This is a genomic window from Pseudomonas sp. 9.1(2019) (assembly GCF_009910445.1).
In the GTDB taxonomy this organism is placed as follows: Bacteria; Pseudomonadota; Gammaproteobacteria; order Pseudomonadales; family Pseudomonadaceae; genus Aquipseudomonas; species Aquipseudomonas paraversuta.
In genome coordinates this window covers 162140-177267 of sequence record NZ_VBWF01000011.1, presented here as the reverse complement: position 1 = coordinate 177267, position 15128 = coordinate 162140, and the positions used below count along the sequence as shown (strand labels likewise).

At 56.1% G+C, this 15128-nt stretch carries 13 protein-coding genes; 11 read left to right on the top strand and 2 right to left on the bottom strand.

Annotated elements, in window-relative coordinates; all coding sequences use genetic code 11:
* Positions 1-87 precede the first annotated feature (87 nt).
* A complete protein-coding gene (gene prpD / locus FEZ21_RS19730) occupies positions 88-1572 on the top strand; it encodes a 2-methylcitrate dehydratase (RefSeq protein WP_010655861.1) in 1485 nt (494 codons plus the stop codon).
* 69 nt (positions 1573-1641) lie between these two features.
* Here the strand turns inward: prpD and FEZ21_RS19725 are convergent, their stop codons facing one another.
* Positions 1642-2460: a pyruvate, water dikinase regulatory protein gene (locus tag FEZ21_RS19725; RefSeq protein ID WP_003441157.1), complete on the bottom strand. Its 819-nt coding sequence runs from the start codon at positions 2458-2460 to the stop codon at positions 1642-1644.
* Positions 2461-2636: 176 nt separating this feature from the next.
* On the opposite strand from FEZ21_RS19725, the gene ppsA reads away from it, so the two are divergent.
* From ppsA to FEZ21_RS19680, 9 genes are all read left to right on the top strand, one after another.
* Entirely contained in the window at positions 2637-5012 is a 2376-nt protein-coding gene (gene ppsA / locus FEZ21_RS19720; protein ID WP_010655860.1) for a phosphoenolpyruvate synthase, read from the top strand.
* A gap of 104 nt (positions 5013-5116) precedes the next feature.
* Positions 5117-6106, top strand: coding sequence for an alpha/beta fold hydrolase (locus FEZ21_RS19715; RefSeq protein WP_160628259.1), 990 nt, complete (start codon positions 5117-5119; stop codon positions 6104-6106).
* 196 nt (positions 6107-6302) lie between these two features.
* The gene (gene rraA / locus FEZ21_RS19710) at positions 6303-6794 is read left to right on the top strand and encodes a ribonuclease E activity regulator RraA (protein ID WP_003441164.1); all 492 of its coding nucleotides are present in this window, start codon (positions 6303-6305) and stop codon (positions 6792-6794) included.
* 24 nt (positions 6795-6818) lie between these two features.
* The gene (locus FEZ21_RS19705) at positions 6819-7814 is read left to right on the top strand and encodes a CorA family divalent cation transporter (protein WP_003441165.1); all 996 of its coding nucleotides are present in this window, start codon (positions 6819-6821) and stop codon (positions 7812-7814) included.
* Between the two features lie 63 nt (positions 7815-7877).
* Positions 7878-8123, top strand: coding sequence for a hypothetical protein (locus FEZ21_RS19700; protein ID WP_003441167.1), 246 nt, complete (start codon positions 7878-7880; stop codon positions 8121-8123).
* 2 nt (positions 8124-8125) lie between these two features.
* Positions 8126-8950, top strand: coding sequence for a mechanosensitive ion channel domain-containing protein (locus tag FEZ21_RS19695; protein ID WP_003441169.1), 825 nt, complete (start codon positions 8126-8128; stop codon positions 8948-8950).
* Positions 8951-9040: 90 nt separating this feature from the next.
* Positions 9041-9631 (top strand): RNA polymerase sigma factor SigX, encoded by a 591-nt coding sequence (gene sigX, locus FEZ21_RS19690; RefSeq protein ID WP_029612359.1) that lies wholly within the window; start codon positions 9041-9043, stop codon positions 9629-9631.
* Between the two features lie 107 nt (positions 9632-9738).
* Positions 9739-10713 (top strand): OmpA family protein, encoded by a 975-nt coding sequence (locus tag FEZ21_RS19685; protein WP_003441173.1) that lies wholly within the window; start codon positions 9739-9741, stop codon positions 10711-10713.
* A gap of 163 nt (positions 10714-10876) precedes the next feature.
* The gene (locus FEZ21_RS19680; protein WP_003441176.1) at positions 10877-11902 is read left to right on the top strand and encodes a quinone-dependent dihydroorotate dehydrogenase; all 1026 of its coding nucleotides are present in this window, start codon (positions 10877-10879) and stop codon (positions 11900-11902) included.
* Positions 11903-12046: 144 nt separating this feature from the next.
* Here the strand turns inward: FEZ21_RS19680 and rmf are convergent, their stop codons facing one another.
* The gene (rmf, locus tag FEZ21_RS19675) at positions 12047-12262 is read right to left on the bottom strand and encodes a ribosome modulation factor (RefSeq protein ID WP_003441178.1); all 216 of its coding nucleotides are present in this window, start codon (positions 12260-12262) and stop codon (positions 12047-12049) included.
* Between the two features lie 541 nt (positions 12263-12803).
* On the opposite strand from rmf, the gene rlmKL reads away from it, so the two are divergent.
* Positions 12804-15074 (top strand): bifunctional 23S rRNA (guanine(2069)-N(7))-methyltransferase RlmK/23S rRNA (guanine(2445)-N(2))-methyltransferase RlmL, encoded by a 2271-nt coding sequence (gene rlmKL, locus FEZ21_RS19665; RefSeq protein WP_003441183.1) that lies wholly within the window; start codon positions 12804-12806, stop codon positions 15072-15074.
* Positions 15075-15128 lie beyond the last annotated feature (54 nt).

Below are 15128 nucleotides of genomic sequence, written 5' to 3'. Positions count from 1 at the left end.
CTTGAGCGGGCGCTCCAGACCCGCATGATCACGCCGAGCCTGAGGATGGAACACACCTTTTAATTATCCGCACTGGAGCAATTATCAATGAGTGCCAACGTCGACCTCAACAATCGTCCCGACTATGACCGCGTCTTGCAGGACATTGCCGATTACGTCCTGACTTACACCATCACTTCGCCCGAAGCCCTGAACACTGCCCGCCACTGTCTGCTGGACACCTTGGGCTGTGGCTTGCTGGCGTTGCGTTTTCCGGAGTGCACCAAGCACCTGGGGCCGATAGTCGAGGGCACGCTGGTGCCCTTTGGTGCCCGCGTGCCGGGCACTTCGTTGCGGCTGGACCCGGTCAAGGCGGCGTGGGACATCGGCTGCATCGTGCGCTGGCTGGATTACAACGACACCTGGCTGGCGGCGGAGTGGGGTCATCCTTCGGATAATCTGGGGGGCATTCTGGCGGTGGCCGATCACCTGTCGCAAAAGCGGGTGGCCAATGGCGAAGCGCCGCTGAGGGTGAGGGCGGTGCTTGAGGCCATGATTATGGCCCATGAGATTCAGGGGGTGATTGCCCTGGAAAACTCCTTCAACCGTGTAGGACTCGATCACGTGCTGTTGGTGAAAGTCGCTTCGACGGCGGTCTGCGCCAAGCTGATGGGGGCTGACCGCGAGCAGTTGCTGTCGGCATTGTCCCATGCCTTTGTCGATGGCCAGGCGCTGCGCACCTACCGCCATGCACCCAATGCCGGGTCGCGAAAATCCTGGGCGGCCGGGGATGCGTCGAGTCGTGGCGTGCGTCTGGCGGATATCGCGATGCGCGGCGAGATGGGGGTTCCCGGGGTGCTGACGGCGCCGCAGTGGGGTTTTTACGATGTGCTGTTCAGCCATACCAACAAGGATCTGGCGCTCAAGCCTGAAGACCAGCGTCAGTTCAGCCTGTCCCGGCCCTATGGCACTTATGTGATGGAAAACGTGCTGTTCAAGATCAGTTTTCCGGCCGAATTTCATGCACAAACCGCCTGTGAAGCGGCGGTAACCTTGCATCCGCAGGTCAAGGATCGTCTGCATGAGATCGAAAAAATTGTGATTACAACCCACGAATCAGCGATTCGGATCATTTCCAAGCAGGGCAAATTGGCCAACGCAGCGGATCGGGATCACTGCATTCAATACATGACGGCTGTGCCGCTGGCCTTTGGCAATTTGGTGGCGGAGCAGTACGAGGATGATTTTCACGCGGCGCATCCGATCATCGATCAGTTGCGCGAGAAGATGGTGATTGTTGAGGAGCCGCGTTTTACCCGCGAATACCTGGAGGCCGACAAGCGCTCGATTGCCAACGGGATTCAGGTGTTTTTCAGCGATGGCAGCAGCACCGGGCAAGTGGTGGTGGAGTATCCGGTTGGCCATCGTCGGCGGCGTGCCGAAGGTATTCCTTTGCTGGAAGACAAGTTCAAGGCCAATTTGGCGACGCGCTTTGTGGGCCAGCGTTGCAAGCAGATTTTTGCGTTGTGCAAGGACCAGGCGGCGCTGGAGGCGACACCGGTTCATACATTTGTGGATTTGTTGGTGATGTAAACCCGTTGTAACCCCAGAGCAATGATTGCGGGAGCTGGATTGCCAGCTCCCGCAGAGTAAGGGCCGGGTTTATTTGAAACGTCGCTCCACGCCTTTTTCGACCAGGATTTTGGCCGAGATTTCTTCCACCGAAAAATGCGTGGAATTGATGTGAGGAATGTTTTCGCGCTGGAACAGTAGCTCGACCTCGCGCACTTCAAACTCGCATTGGGCGTAGCTTGAATAGCGACTGTTGGGTTTGCGCTCGTTGCGAATGGCGGTCAGGCGGTCAGGGTCAATGGTCAGGCCGAAGAGTTTGTGTTTGTGCGCGCTCAAGGCCGCCGGCAACTTGAGGCTTTCCATGTCGTCATCGGTCAGCGGGTAGTTGGCCGCCCGAATGCCGAATTGCATTGCCATATAAAGGCAGGTCGGGGTTTTGCCGCAGCGTGACACGCCCACCAGGATCAGGTCGGCTTTGTCGTACTTGTGGGTGCGGGCGCCATCGTCGTTGTCGAGGGCAAAGTTCACGGCTTCGATTCGCTCCATGTAATTGGAGTTGTGGCCGATGGAGTGGGATTTGCCCACCGAGTACGAGGAATGCTCATCCAGCTCTTGCTCCAGTGGTGCAAGGAAGCTGGAGAAAATATCGATCATGAAGCCATTGGAGGTGGCGAGGATCTCGCGAATATCCTGATTGACGATAGTGTCGAAGATAATCGGCCGAAGTCCGTCTTTTTCGGCGGCGTTGTCGATTTGTTGTACCATTGCCCGCGCTTTGTCCACGCTGTCTATATAGGGGCGTGTGAACTTGCTGAAGGTCACATTTTCAAATTGTGCCAACAAACTTTGGCCCAGGGTTTCGGCAGTAATGCCGGTGCCATCGGAGATAAAGAAAGCAGATCGTTTCATTTGCGCCTTGGGCCTTAAGCTGGTGACGATTGTTGGATATGATAGGTGCGATTTGTCGCGCTACATGGCCGGCAGTGTCACTTATTTTCCAGGTCCAGGCCACAATCGCTGCGATGCCCCCCAGATGAGCATTCAGCGCCCTGAGCTTTTCCAACACAGTTAGTGGAGAGATCACCTTGGTAGAGTACGTAGTTTCCCTCGATAAGCTCGGCGTCCATGATGTAGAGCATGTGGGGGGCAAGAACGCATCCCTCGGCGAGATGATCAGTAATCTTGCAGGCGCTGGTGTTTCGGTTCCCGGTGGTTTTGCCACCACCTCCCAGGCATATCGTGATTTTCTTGAGCTGAGCGGCTTGAACGATCAGATTCATGCGGCGCTGGACGCGCTGGATGTCGATGACGTGAACGCCCTGGCCCGCACCGGTGCCCAGATCCGTCAATGGATCATGGAAGCCGAGTTCCCGGAAAAGCTCAACGCAGAAATCCGTACCGCTTTCGCAACCTTGTCCCAGGGCAACCCGGACATGGCTGTTGCCGTGCGCTCCTCGGCCACCGCCGAAGATCTGCCGGATGCCTCCTTTGCCGGTCAGCAAGAAACTTTTCTGAACATCCGTGGTGTCGAGAACGTGATCCGTGCGGCCAAAGAGGTATTTGCCTCCTTGTTCAACGATCGTGCGATTTCTTACCGCGTGCACCAGGGTTTTGACCACAAACTGGTCGCCCTGTCGGCAGGTGTGCAGCGCATGGTGCGCTCCGAAACCGGCACCGCGGGTGTGATGTTCACCCTGGACACCGAGTCGGGTTTCCGTGATGTAGTGTTTATCACCGGCGCCTACGGCCTGGGCGAAACCGTTGTGCAGGGCGCGGTCAACCCGGACGAGTTCTACGTCCACAAGCAGACTCTGGAAGCCGGTCGCCCGGCGATTTTGCGCCGCAACCTGGGCAGCAAGGCAATCAAGATGATTTACGGCGAAGAGGCCAGCGCCGGCAAGTCGGTCAAGGTGATCGACGTTGACAAGGCCGACCGTGCCCGCTTCTGCCTGACCGACGCTGAAGTCAGCGAGCTGGCCAAGCAGGCGATGATCATCGAGAAGCACTACAAGTGCCCGATGGACATCGAATGGGCCAAAGACGGTGACGACGGCAAGCTGTACATCGTTCAGGCGCGTCCTGAAACCGTGAAAAGCCGCAGTGCCGGCAATGTCATGGAACGCTATCTGTTGAAAGAAACCGGCACGGTGCTGGTGGAAGGTCGGGCAATCGGTCAGCGTATCGGCGCAGGCAAGGTGCGCATCATCAAGGACGTGTCCGAGATGGACAAAGTCCAGCCGGGCGACGTTCTGGTCTCTGACATGACTGACCCGGACTGGGAACCGGTCATGAAGCGCGCCAGCGCCATCGTCACCAACCGTGGCGGGCGTACCTGTCACGCGGCGATCATCGCGCGCGAGCTGGGGATTCCGGCCGTGGTCGGTTGCGGCAACGCAACCCAGTTGTTGAAAGACGGCCAGGGCGTGACTGTTTCCTGTGCCGAAGGTGACACCGGTTTCATCTTCGAAGGCGAGCTGGGCTTCGACATCAAGAAAAACTCGGTTGATGCCATGCCGGAACTGCCGTTCAAAATCATGATGAACGTCGGTAACCCGGATCGCGCGTTTGACTTCGCACAGTTGCCGAACGCAGGTGTGGGTCTGGCCCGTCTGGAATTCATCATCAACCGTATGATCGGTGTGCACCCCAAGGCACTGCTGAACTACGACGGTCTGCCTCAGGAAATCAAGGACAGCGTCGACAAGCGTATCGCTGGCTATGACGACCCGGTCGGTTTCTATGTCGAGAAACTGGTTGAAGGTATCAGCACCCTGGCCGGTGCCTTCACTCCGAAGAAAGTGATAGTGCGTCTGTCGGACTTCAAGTCCAACGAATACGCGAACCTGATCGGCGGCAAGCTGTACGAGCCGGAAGAAGAGAACCCGATGCTGGGCTTCCGCGGTGCTTCGCGTTACATCAGCGAAAACTTCCGCGATTGTTTCGAGCTCGAGTGCCGCGCCCTCAAGCGTGTGCGCAACGAGATGGGCTTCACCAACGTCGAAATCATGGTGCCGTTCGTGCGCACCCTGGGTGAGGCGAGCCAGGTCATCGACCTGCTGGCTGAAAACGGCCTCAAGCGTGGCGAAAACGGCCTGCGCATCATCATGATGTGCGAGTTGCCGTCCAACGCGATTCTGGCTGAAGAGTTCCTTGAGTTCTTCGACGGTTTCTCCATCGGTTCCAACGACCTGACCCAGTTGACCCTGGGGCTGGACCGCGACTCCGGTGTCATCGCACACTTGTTTGACGAGCGTAACCCGGCAGTTAAAAAGCTGCTGTCCAATGCTATCCAGGCCTGCAACAAGGCTGGCAAGTACATCGGTATTTGCGGTCAGGGCCCGTCCGATCATCCGGATCTGGCGCTGTGGTTGATGGAGCAGGGCATTGAAAGTGTGTCCCTGAACCCTGACACCGTGCTGGAAACCTGGTTCTTCCTGGCGGAAGGTCAAGCCCAGGCTTGAGTCGTTGAGAGAAGGGCGGGGCAGCCAATGGGCTGCTCTGCTCTTTATAAGCAGTGGTAGGGCGAGTTCCTCTATGGAGTCGCCCTTTTTTGTGCAAGAGCATTATGCAAAGCAGCAGTCATCTTTTTCCCGTTGCCCTGATTAGCGCTGAGCGTCGGGGTGATCTAAGCGAAGACGTTTATCGCTTGAAACCCGCCAATAGCCCGGACATTTCCGTGGAGCTGGTGGTGACGCGCCTGGGCATGGCTGACGCCAGCGAAGTGCGCGGTGTGCCGGTTATCCTGTTGCACGGCAGCTTTTCCAATCGTCGGTTCTGGTACTCGCCCAAAGGTGTGGGGTTGGGGGCATTTCTGGCCCGGGCCGGCTTTGATGTGTGGTTGCCCGAAATGCGCGGTCATGGTCTTTCGTCACGCAATATCCATTGGGGCAAGAATCGGGTGGCGGATTACGCCCGTTATGATTTGCCGGCCATCGGCGCATTCGTGCGCGAGCAAAGCGGTGATATACCGCACTGGATCGGTCATTCTCAAGGCGGCATCAGCCTGGCAGCGGCCCTTGGTGGACAGTATCTGGGGGATGAGGACGTGGCCTCGGCGGCATTTTTTGGGTGCCAGATCAACCGCCGTTACTGGTCACTGAAAATTCCGCCGGTGCAGTGGTGCGCTTATCTGCTGTTGAAGCGCTTTGCGCAGCTCTCGGGTTCGCGGCTTAAGCGTGGTCCGGAAGACGAGCCCATCAGCATGGCCCTGGAAACCTTGCGCTGGAATGGTTTCATGGGTGGCTTCAAAGATACACAAAGAGATTGGTGGGCAGGGCTGGCCGAGGTTCAGGTGCCGGTACTGGCCGTTGCTGCCGCGGGCGATCAGCAAACGCCGGAGTGGGCGTGCCGAAAACTCTACGATCAGTTGGGCTCGCAGCAGCGTACTTTTGTCACGTTGGGGCGCCAGCAGGGTTTCACTTCTGACTTCAGTCACGTAGAAATGCTGGTTAGCCAGGCGGCTCGGCAGGAAGTCTGGCCGTTGGTGCGTAACTGGTTGATGCAGCACTCCGTGCCGGCGGCCGAAGAAGGGCATGCCCGGGTCAGCGGTTTTTAATCCGGGGCGCTGAGTGCTGCAGGTGCTGGCAGGTCGGTGACGCCGCTTGTGATTATGGTCACATTTGGCGTCCTGGCTTGTGCTCTGATCTCGCTGATGGATGCGTAAACATATACAGTCAGCCTGTACCAGAGCGTCTATAAAGTAGTGTTGTCGTATTTCTCCCTGCTGCGCCATCCGAAACAGGAGTTATTCCATGAATCACTACATCACTCCCGATCTGTGTGATGCCTACCCTGAGTCTGTCCAGGTGCTTGAGCCGATGTTCAGCAATTTTGGCGGACGGGACTCCTTTGGTGGTGAGATCGTGACCATCAAGTGCTTCGAGGACAATTCCCGGGTCAAGGAGCAAGCCGAGCTCAATGGCAAGGGCAAAGTCCTGGTTGTTGATGGCGGGGGCTCTCTGCGTCATGCCCTGCTGGGCGACATGATTGCCGAAAAAGCATCGAAGAACGGTTGGGAAGGGCTGGTGATTTACGGTTGTATCCGTGATGTCGATGTTCTCGCTCAAACTGACCTGGGGGTGCAGGCCTTGGCCAGCCACCCGCTCAAGTCCGTCAGGCGTGGTCTTGGTGATGTGAATGTGCCAGTGACGTTTGCAGGTGTCACATTTCGTCCCGGAGAATTCATTTACGCCGATAACAATGGCGTTATCATTTCTCCAGTTGCTCTGAAAATGCCGGACTAAACGCTTTAACACTAAGGATCATGGATGTTCGAGGACGAAAACGCTCAATGGGGGCTGGTGCATGCGCTGGTGCTGGACGGTGAAGGCGGTGCGCGCTCGATCGCTCGTACCGAGCTGAACGGTCTGCAGTTGCAGGCGCATGAAAGCATTTGGTTGCATTGGGATCGCAGTCACCCGCAAACCCAGAGCTGGTTGCGGGACTCCAGTGGTTTAAGTGACTTCAGCTGTGATTTGCTGCTTGAAGAAAACACCCGTCCTCGTTTGCTGTCACTGCCCGACAGTGAGCTGCTGCTGTTTTTGCGCGGGGTCAATCTGAACCCCGGGGCAGAGCCCGAAGACATGGTCTCGCTGCGGATCTTTGGCAGTGCCCAGCGGGTTATTTCTTTGCGGATGCGTCCGTTGCGGGCCACTGACGAGCTGCTCGGTGAGTTTGCCGTGGGTGAAGGCCCCAAAAATCCGGCTGAACTGATCCTTTATCTGGCTCAGCACCTGACATTGAAGGTGCAGGATTTGATAAGCGAGCTGTCAGAAATCGTCGATGACGAAGAAGATAAAATAGATGCCGACGAACGGTATACGCCGGAGCATGGATCTATTCTGCAGATTCGTCGGAGGGCTGCCGCTTTGCGTCGTTTTCTGGCACCGCAAAGGGATATTTTCGGACAGCTCACACGGACAAAATTACCGTGGTTCAGCTCTGATGATGCTGATTACTGGAACGAGCTGAACAACAGCCTGACCCGCTATCTGGAAGAACTCGAGTTGACCCGCGAGCGCGTGGGGCTGGTCCTTGAGGCTGAAGATCGTCGTTTGAATGTGCGCATGAGTCGCATCATGTATCGCTTCGGCGTGCTTACCGGGATATTCCTGCCCATCACCTTTCTTACCGGTTTGCTCGGGATCAACGTGGGCGGTGTACCGCTCTCCAACGACCCCTATGGTTTTGCCGTGATTTGCATTTTGATGCTGATCATTGGTGTCGGTCAGTGGTGGTTTTATCGTCGTTTGCAGTGGCTTTGAACGGGGCGCATGTGACGCCGATAAAGTTGTTCGCGTCTTTTACAGACATACCGAGAGGTGCTTATGCACGATCCGTTTGAACAGTCATTACGTGAAATGCTCAAGGCGCCGCCGTCCACGCGGGACGATGACGCCTGCCTGGGCCGAGTACTGAAAACCGCTAACCGCCAGGTAGGCGCGGGCGATCTTTTCAGCTTGCTGGGGCGCTGGGTGCAAGCACTGATGATTGCTTTGAACAGCGGTTCGGCTCATATTGCGCCCGTTTCGCGACGCAAACCTGTTGCTCGCCCTGCTGATAAGGCTGATTGAACATGGAACTTGATCTCTGGACCCAGAGCCTGGTCACGGCAATGACTGCCTTGTGGACTAAAATTGCCAACTTCATCCCTAACCTTTTCGGGGCGTTGGTGGTGGTGCTGCTGGGCTTCGTTGTAGCCAAGCTGCTGGATACCCTGCTGTCGAAGCTGCTCGCCAAGTTGGGTCTTGACCGTTTGATGGGTGGCACCGGTCTCACCAAGATTCTGGGGCGCGCAGGCATTCAGGTCCCGATTTCGACCCTGATTGGCAAAATCGTCTATTGGTTTATTCTGCTGATCTTTCTGGTCTCCGCCGCGCAGTCGCTGGGGCTGGAACGTGTCTCTGCTACGCTTGACATCTTTACGCTGTATTTGCCCAAGGTCTTTGGTGCGCTGCTAGTGTTGTTGGTAGGTGTGCTGGTTGCACAGTTGCTCAACGGTCTTGTACGTGGCGCTGCCGAGAGTGTCGGGTTTGATTACGCAGGCGGTCTGGGGCGTGTGGCACAGGGTCTGGTGATCATCATCAGTATTTCCGTGGCAATCAGCCAGCTGGAGGTCAAGACTGACCTGCTTAACCATGTAATTGTGATTGTACTGATTACCGTTGGCCTGGCTGTGGCCCTGGCCATGGGGCTGGGAAGTCGGGAGATTGCAGGGCAGATCCTCGCCGGGATCTATGTGCGTGAGCTGTATCAGGTTGGGCAGGACGTTCGAGTGGGTGAGGTTGCAGGTCAGATTGAAGAAATAGGCACGGTTAAAACCACGTTGCTGACTGATGAGGGTGAGCTAGTCTCCATCTCTAATCGGATCTTGCTGGAGCAGCACGTGACCAGCCGCTGATGCGGCAAACCCTGCTAATGTATGCCACCGCAAAAAAGCCTGTTTTCAAGGCTGCGGCGGACATTGACCTGACTGTCGGCACGACTCGTTTTGAATAAAGCCCAATCGCTATCCATGCGCTACGACCCCCGCGAGCTCTCTGATGAGGAGTTGGTGGCGCGCGCGCATGATGAGTTGTTTCACGTCACGCGCGCCTATGAAGAACTGATGCGACGCTATCAGCGCACCTTGTTCAACGTTTGTTCAAGATATTTAGGGAACGATAGGGACGCTGATGATGTCTGTCAGGAAGTGATGCTAAAGGTGCTGTATGGTCTGAAGAATTTCGAGGGCAAATCGAAATTCAAAACATGGCTATATAGTATTACTTACAACGAATGTATTACGCAGTATCGAAAGGAACGGCGAAAGCGTCGCTTGATGGACGCATTAAGTATTGACCCCCTCGAGGAAGCGTCCGAAGAAAAGGCGCCGAAACCTGAGGAAAAGGGCGGACTTGATCGCTGGCTGGTGCATGTGAACCCGATAGATCGTGAAATTTTAGTGCTGCGTTTTGTCGCAGAACTGGAATTTCAGGAAATCGCAGACATAATGCATATGGGTTTGAGTGCGACAAAGATGCGTTACAAGCGTGCTCTTGATAAATTACGTGAGAAATTTGCAGGTATTGCTGAAACTTAGTTCAGCGCAAATTGCTCTACGTGTAGGCAAGGTCTGATAGACTTGTCGCCGAGTTGTCCCCCGGATATGTGGGACTGCTTTACAATCACCAGATGGGGATTTAACGGATGAAACTGAAAAACACCTTGGGCATTGCCATTGGTTCCTTTGTAGCCGCAACTTCGTTCGGTGCCCTGGCACAAGGCCAAGGCGCGGTCGAGGGTGAACTGTTCTACAAAAAACAGTACAACGACAGCGTCAAGTCCGTAGAAGACGGTTACAACCCAGGCGCATCGATCGGTTACTTCCTGACCGACGACGTTTCGTTGAACCTGACCTACGACACGACTAACCACACCCGTTCCACCAAGGGTGACCATCAGAAAATCAAAGGCGACAACTTTGGTCTGAACGCTCAGTACCACTTCGGCACCGTAGGTGACGCTCTGCGTCCATACGTTTCCGGCGGTGTTGCTCACAAGAGCATGACCGGCGTTGAGGCCAATGGCCACAGCGGTCGCGACAAGTCGACTTTCCTGACTGCAGGCGCTGGTGTTAAGTGGTACATCACTGACAACCTGTTCGCCCGTGCAGGCGTTGAAGCTGACTACAAACTGGACAACGGCAAGTGGGACTACGCTCCTACCGTTGGCCTGGGTGTGAACTTCGGCGGCAACGGCGGTAAAGTTGCTCCTGCTCCAGTTCCAGCGCCAGCACCAGTTGCTGAGCCAGAGCCAGAAGCTCCGATCGCTGAAGTGGTTCGCGTTGAACTTGACGTGAAATTCGACTTCGACAAGTCGGTTGTTAAATCGCAGTACATGCCTGACATCAACAACGTTGCTGATTTCATGAAGCAGTACCCTGCGACCAACACTACTGTTGCTGGTTACACTGACAGCATCGGTCCAGACGCCTACAACCAAAAACTGTCGCAACGTCGTGCTGACGCTGTTCGTGCAGCTCTGGTTAACCAAGGTGTTGCAGCTAACCGTGTAGACGCTGTTGGTCACGGTGAAGCTAACCCAGTTGCAAGCAACGCAACTGAAGAAGGCCGTGCTCTGAACCGTCGCGTAGAAGCTACCGTTCAAGCAGAAGCTAAGTAATTTTTAGCTAGGCTGTTCAGAAAAACCCGGCTTAGGCCGGGTTTTTCTTTGCCTGCGATTTAGCCCGGCAGGGGCATTGTGATGCGTCTGCCCCTCGCTTGCGCAGGGGATGCGCGGCTATAATCGCGCCCCTATTCAAGTCATCTTCGAGACCATTGAGCCCATGTATAACCTGGCCCGCCAGTTGCTCTTCAAACTATCCCCAGAAACCTCTCACGATCTGTCCCTGGATTTGATCGGTGCGGGTGGCCGTCTGGGGCTCAACAGTTTGTTGTGCAAGACACCGGCAAAACTGCCAGTGACCGTCATGGGACTCGATTTTCCGAACCCGGTGGGGTTGGCGGCAGGTCTCGATAAAAATGGTGCGGCCATTGATGGCTTTGCACAGCTGGGTTTTGGCTTCGTCGAGATTGGTACGGTTACGCCGCGCCCTCAGCCAGGCAACCCGAAACCGAGAATCTTTCGATTGCCTGAAGCACAGGCAATCATCAATCGTATGGGGTTTAACAACCTTGGGGTTGATCACCTGCTGACGCGGGTTCAGGCTGCCAGGTACAGCGGTATTCTGGGCATCAATATTGGCAAGAACTTCGATACACCGGTTGAGCGCGCAGTCGACGACTACCTGATCTGCCTGGACAAGGTGTATACCCACGCCAGCTATGTAACGGTCAACGTCAGTTCGCCGAATACACCTGGATTGCGCAGCCTGCAATTCGGTGATTCGCTCAAGCAATTGCTTGAAGCCCTACAACTGCGTCAGAACGAACTGACGCAACGCCACGGCAAACGAGTACCGCTGGCGATCAAGATTGCCCCGGACATGACTGACGAAGAAACCGTCCTGGTGGCCCAGGCACTGCTTGAGACGGGGATGGATGCAGTGATTGCGACCAACACCACCCTGAGTCGTGTCGGGGTTGAGGGTATGGAGCATGGTGACGAGGCCGGTGGTCTGTCTGGCGCGCCGGTTCGCGACAAGAGCACCCATACGGTCAAGGTACTGGCGGCAGAGCTGGCAGGGCGCATGCCGATCATTGCCGCCGGCGGGATCACTGAAGGCAAGTACGCAGCTGAGAAAATCGCTGCTGGTGCTAGCCTGGTCCAGCTCTACTCGGGCTTTATCTACAAGGGGCCAGCCTTGATTCGTGAGTCGGTCGACGCCATTTCTGCTCTGGTTCGCAAATAACAGTTTGCAAAAGGGTAATTGCGTCGACAGGCAGGCATAAAAAAGGGCTCCCAAAAGGAGCCCTTGGGCCGAAGCCCGCCGCCCGGATAGGACGGCATGGTTAAGTCGTTACATCTTCGAGGTGATGTCGGATTATGCCCGGTGTTAGCCGACGGCGTGGAGTTCGTTGAGTTTGTGGATGCCCGCAGTGCCAGTCATACCGTCCCAGTTGTCGCCGCGTCCTTCGCGCCAGCCGTTAATCCAGGCTTGGCGTACCGACGGTAGAGTAAAAGGGCAAAGCTCACGGGACTTTCCATGAACGCCGTATTGATATCCGCGTATAAAAGCTTTTTCCAACGGATCACGCTTAAGTCTTCTCATAGGGTGTTGCCCTCACTTGTTGACTGTTTTATATAGCGTCGACCTACCAAGGGTCGGGGCAGAGTGTTCTGCCGTTGGTGTGCTCGCTGCCGGCGTGGCGAGCATTTTGTTGGCGCCTGTGCGGCGACAACCTAGGTTCAGTTCTAACCAATGCGCCAAGGCGTGTGAATGATCGTTTTGTCATAAGGACGTAACGATAATGGTGTTAAGGCCATAAGAACGGCTGCTTTTGCATGGCCGGTTTCGCCCAAAGCCTGATAGGGCGAGTGTTTACAAAGATGATGTGTTTCATTCTCTGCTGCGAATACCTATCCATATCGCTGGGAGACTATTCGACGAAGGGTCTGATCATGACCATTTGTTTCTCGATGAATGACCTGCCTCTGCGTCTAAACTCTTCGTGCCTCAGGGCATGACTGATCGCGGGGGTGGAACGGCACAGTTTCGTGCCACACGAGCGCTCTTCAAGAAAAGCGCTTGATTGAAAACGGAGCAGGCAATGCGTTGTCTGCTCACTGATAGCTAAAAGCTCAGGAATCCCATGTCGGATCGTTACGAATTCTTCCTTACTTGTCCCAAAGGCCTTGAAGGCCTTCTCCTTGAGGAGGCTACCGGCCTTGGTCTTGAGGAAGCCCGCGAGCACACCTCGGCCATTCGTGGCATGGCAACTATGGAAACTGCCTACCGCCTGTGCCTCTGGTCGCGTCTTGCCAACCGAGTGTTGCTGGTGCTCAAGCGCTTCCCGATGAAAGATGCGGAAGACCTGTACCACGGTGTGCTGGATATCGAATGGCAAGACCATATGGTTCCGGACGGCACCCTCGCCGTTGAATTCAGTGGCCATGGCTCAGGCATCGATAACACCCACTTTGGCGCCCTGAAAGTTAAAGACGCCATCGTCGACAAGCTGCGCACGCCGTCCGGCGAGCGTCCTTCCATCGACAAGATCAGTCCCGATATTCGCATTCACTTGCGCCTTGATCGCGGCGAAGCGATTTTGTCCCTGGACTTGTCGGGCAGCAGCTTGCACCAGCGCGGCTACCGTCTGCAGCAAGGTGCTGCACCGCTGAAAGAAAACCTGGCAGCAGCCATTTTGATCCGTGCCGGATGGCCGCGTATGGCCGCCGAAGGCGCAGCCCTGGCTGACCCGATGTGCGGTGTGGGTACCTTCCTGGTCGAAGGCGCGATGATTGCTGCCGATATGGCGCCAAACCTCAACCGTATTCACTGGGGTTTTGACGCCTGGCTGGGCCATGTGCCGGCGATCTGGAAGAAGCTGCATGAAGAAGCCACAGCGCGTGCAGAGGCCGGCATGGCCAAACCGCCGTTGTGGATTCGTGGCTATGAAGCTGATCCGCGTCTGATCCAGCCTGCCCGCAACAACATTGAGCGTGCGGGCTTGAGTCACTGGATCAAGATCTACCAGGGTGAAGTCGCGACCTTTGAGCCGCGTCCTGATCAGAACCAGAAAGGTCTGGTTATCTGTAACCCTCCGTACGGCGAGCGTCTGGGGGATGAGGCTAGCTTGCTCTATCTCTACCAGAACCTTGGCGAGCGCTTGCGTCAGGCCTGTCTGAACTGGGAAGCGGCAGTGTTTACCGGCGCCCCGGATCTGGGCAAGCGCATGGGTATTCGCAGTCACAAACAGTATTCGTTCTGGAACGGCGCCTTGCCGTGCAAGTTGTTGCTGATCAAGGTCGTCCCGGATCAGTTCGTCACTGGCGAGCGCCGCACGCCTGAGCAGCGTCAGGCTGAGCGTGAGCAGGTCGAATCTGATCTGCCGTCCAACATCGAAGCTCCGGGCAAGTACGAGAAGTTCAACAAGAACGGCAACCCGATCAAGCCGGCTCCTGTGGTGATCGAGCAGCCGCGCTTGAGCGAAGGCGGGCAGATGTTTGCCAACCGTCTGCAAAAGAACCTCAAAGCGCTGGGCAAGTGGGTCAAGCGCGAAGGTATTGATTGCTACCGTGTATACGACGCCGATATGCCTGAGTACTCGATGGCTATCGACCTGTATCACGACTGGGTTCACGTCCAGGAATACGTGGCGCCAAAATCCATCGATCCGGAAAAAGCCTCGGCCCGTATGTTCGATGCCCTGGCGGCAATTCCGCAGGCGCTGAACATCGATAAAAGCCGCGTCATCGTCAAACGTCGCGAGCGCCAGAGCGGCACCAAGCAGTACGAGCGTCAAAGCGCCCAGGGCAAGTTCACTGAGGTCAATGAGGGTGGCGTGAAGCTGCTGGTGAACCTCACGGACTATCTGGACACCGGGTTGTTCCTTGACCACCGCCCGATGCGGATGCGCATTCAGAAAGAAGCGGCCGGCAAGCGCTTCCTCAATCTGTACTGCTACACCGCAACCGCCAGCGTTCACGCGGCCAAGGGCGGCGCACGCAGCACTACCAGCGTCGACCTGTCGAAAACATACCTGGACTGGGCGCGACGCAACTTGTCCCTTAACGGTTTCTCGGACAAGAACCGTCTGGAGCAGGGTGATGTGATGGCGTGGCTGGATGCCTGCCGTGAAGAGTACGACCTGATCTTTATCGATCCGCCGACCTTCTCCAACTCCAAGCGCATGGAAGGCATCTTCGATGTCCAGCGTGATCATGTGCAGTTGCTGGACCTGGCCATGGCGCGTCTGGCGCCGGGTGGCGTGTTGTACTTCTCTAACAACTTCCGCAAATTCATCCTCGATGAAAATCTGGAAGCGCGTTATGCGGTAGAAGAAATTACCGCCAGCACCATCGATCCGGACTTTGCCCGCAACAGCAAAATCCACCGTGCCTGGAAAATCACGGCTCGGTAAGAGCAGTGACACCGGCATAAATAAAAACGCCCCCGATCTTGTGATCGGGGGCGT

Excerpts from the sequence above, each read along its gene's own strand:
- FEZ21_RS19725 (WP_003441157.1), bottom strand. The coding sequence starts at position 2,460 with ATGAAACGATCTGCTTTCTTTATCTCCGATGGCACCGGCATTACTGCC.
- FEZ21_RS19715 (WP_160628259.1), top strand. The coding sequence starts at position 5,117 with ATGCAAAGCAGCAGTCATCTTTTTCCCGTTGCCCTGATTAGCGCTGAG.
- prpD (WP_010655861.1), top strand. The coding sequence starts at position 88 with ATGAGTGCCAACGTCGACCTCAACAATCGTCCCGACTATGACCGCGTC.
- FEZ21_RS19705 (WP_003441165.1), top strand. The coding sequence starts at position 6,819 with ATGTTCGAGGACGAAAACGCTCAATGGGGGCTGGTGCATGCGCTGGTG.
- FEZ21_RS19695 (WP_003441169.1), top strand. The coding sequence starts at position 8,126 with ATGGAACTTGATCTCTGGACCCAGAGCCTGGTCACGGCAATGACTGCC.
- rlmKL (WP_003441183.1), top strand. The coding sequence starts at position 12,804 with ATGTCGGATCGTTACGAATTCTTCCTTACTTGTCCCAAAGGCCTTGAA.
- FEZ21_RS19700 (WP_003441167.1), top strand. The coding sequence starts at position 7,878 with ATGCACGATCCGTTTGAACAGTCATTACGTGAAATGCTCAAGGCGCCG.
- FEZ21_RS19685 (WP_003441173.1), top strand. The coding sequence starts at position 9,739 with ATGAAACTGAAAAACACCTTGGGCATTGCCATTGGTTCCTTTGTAGCC.
- rraA (WP_003441164.1), top strand. The coding sequence starts at position 6,303 with ATGAATCACTACATCACTCCCGATCTGTGTGATGCCTACCCTGAGTCT.
- FEZ21_RS19680 (WP_003441176.1), top strand. The coding sequence starts at position 10,877 with ATGTATAACCTGGCCCGCCAGTTGCTCTTCAAACTATCCCCAGAAACC.
- rmf (WP_003441178.1), bottom strand. The coding sequence starts at position 12,262 with ATGAGAAGACTTAAGCGTGATCCGTTGGAAAAAGCTTTTATACGCGGA.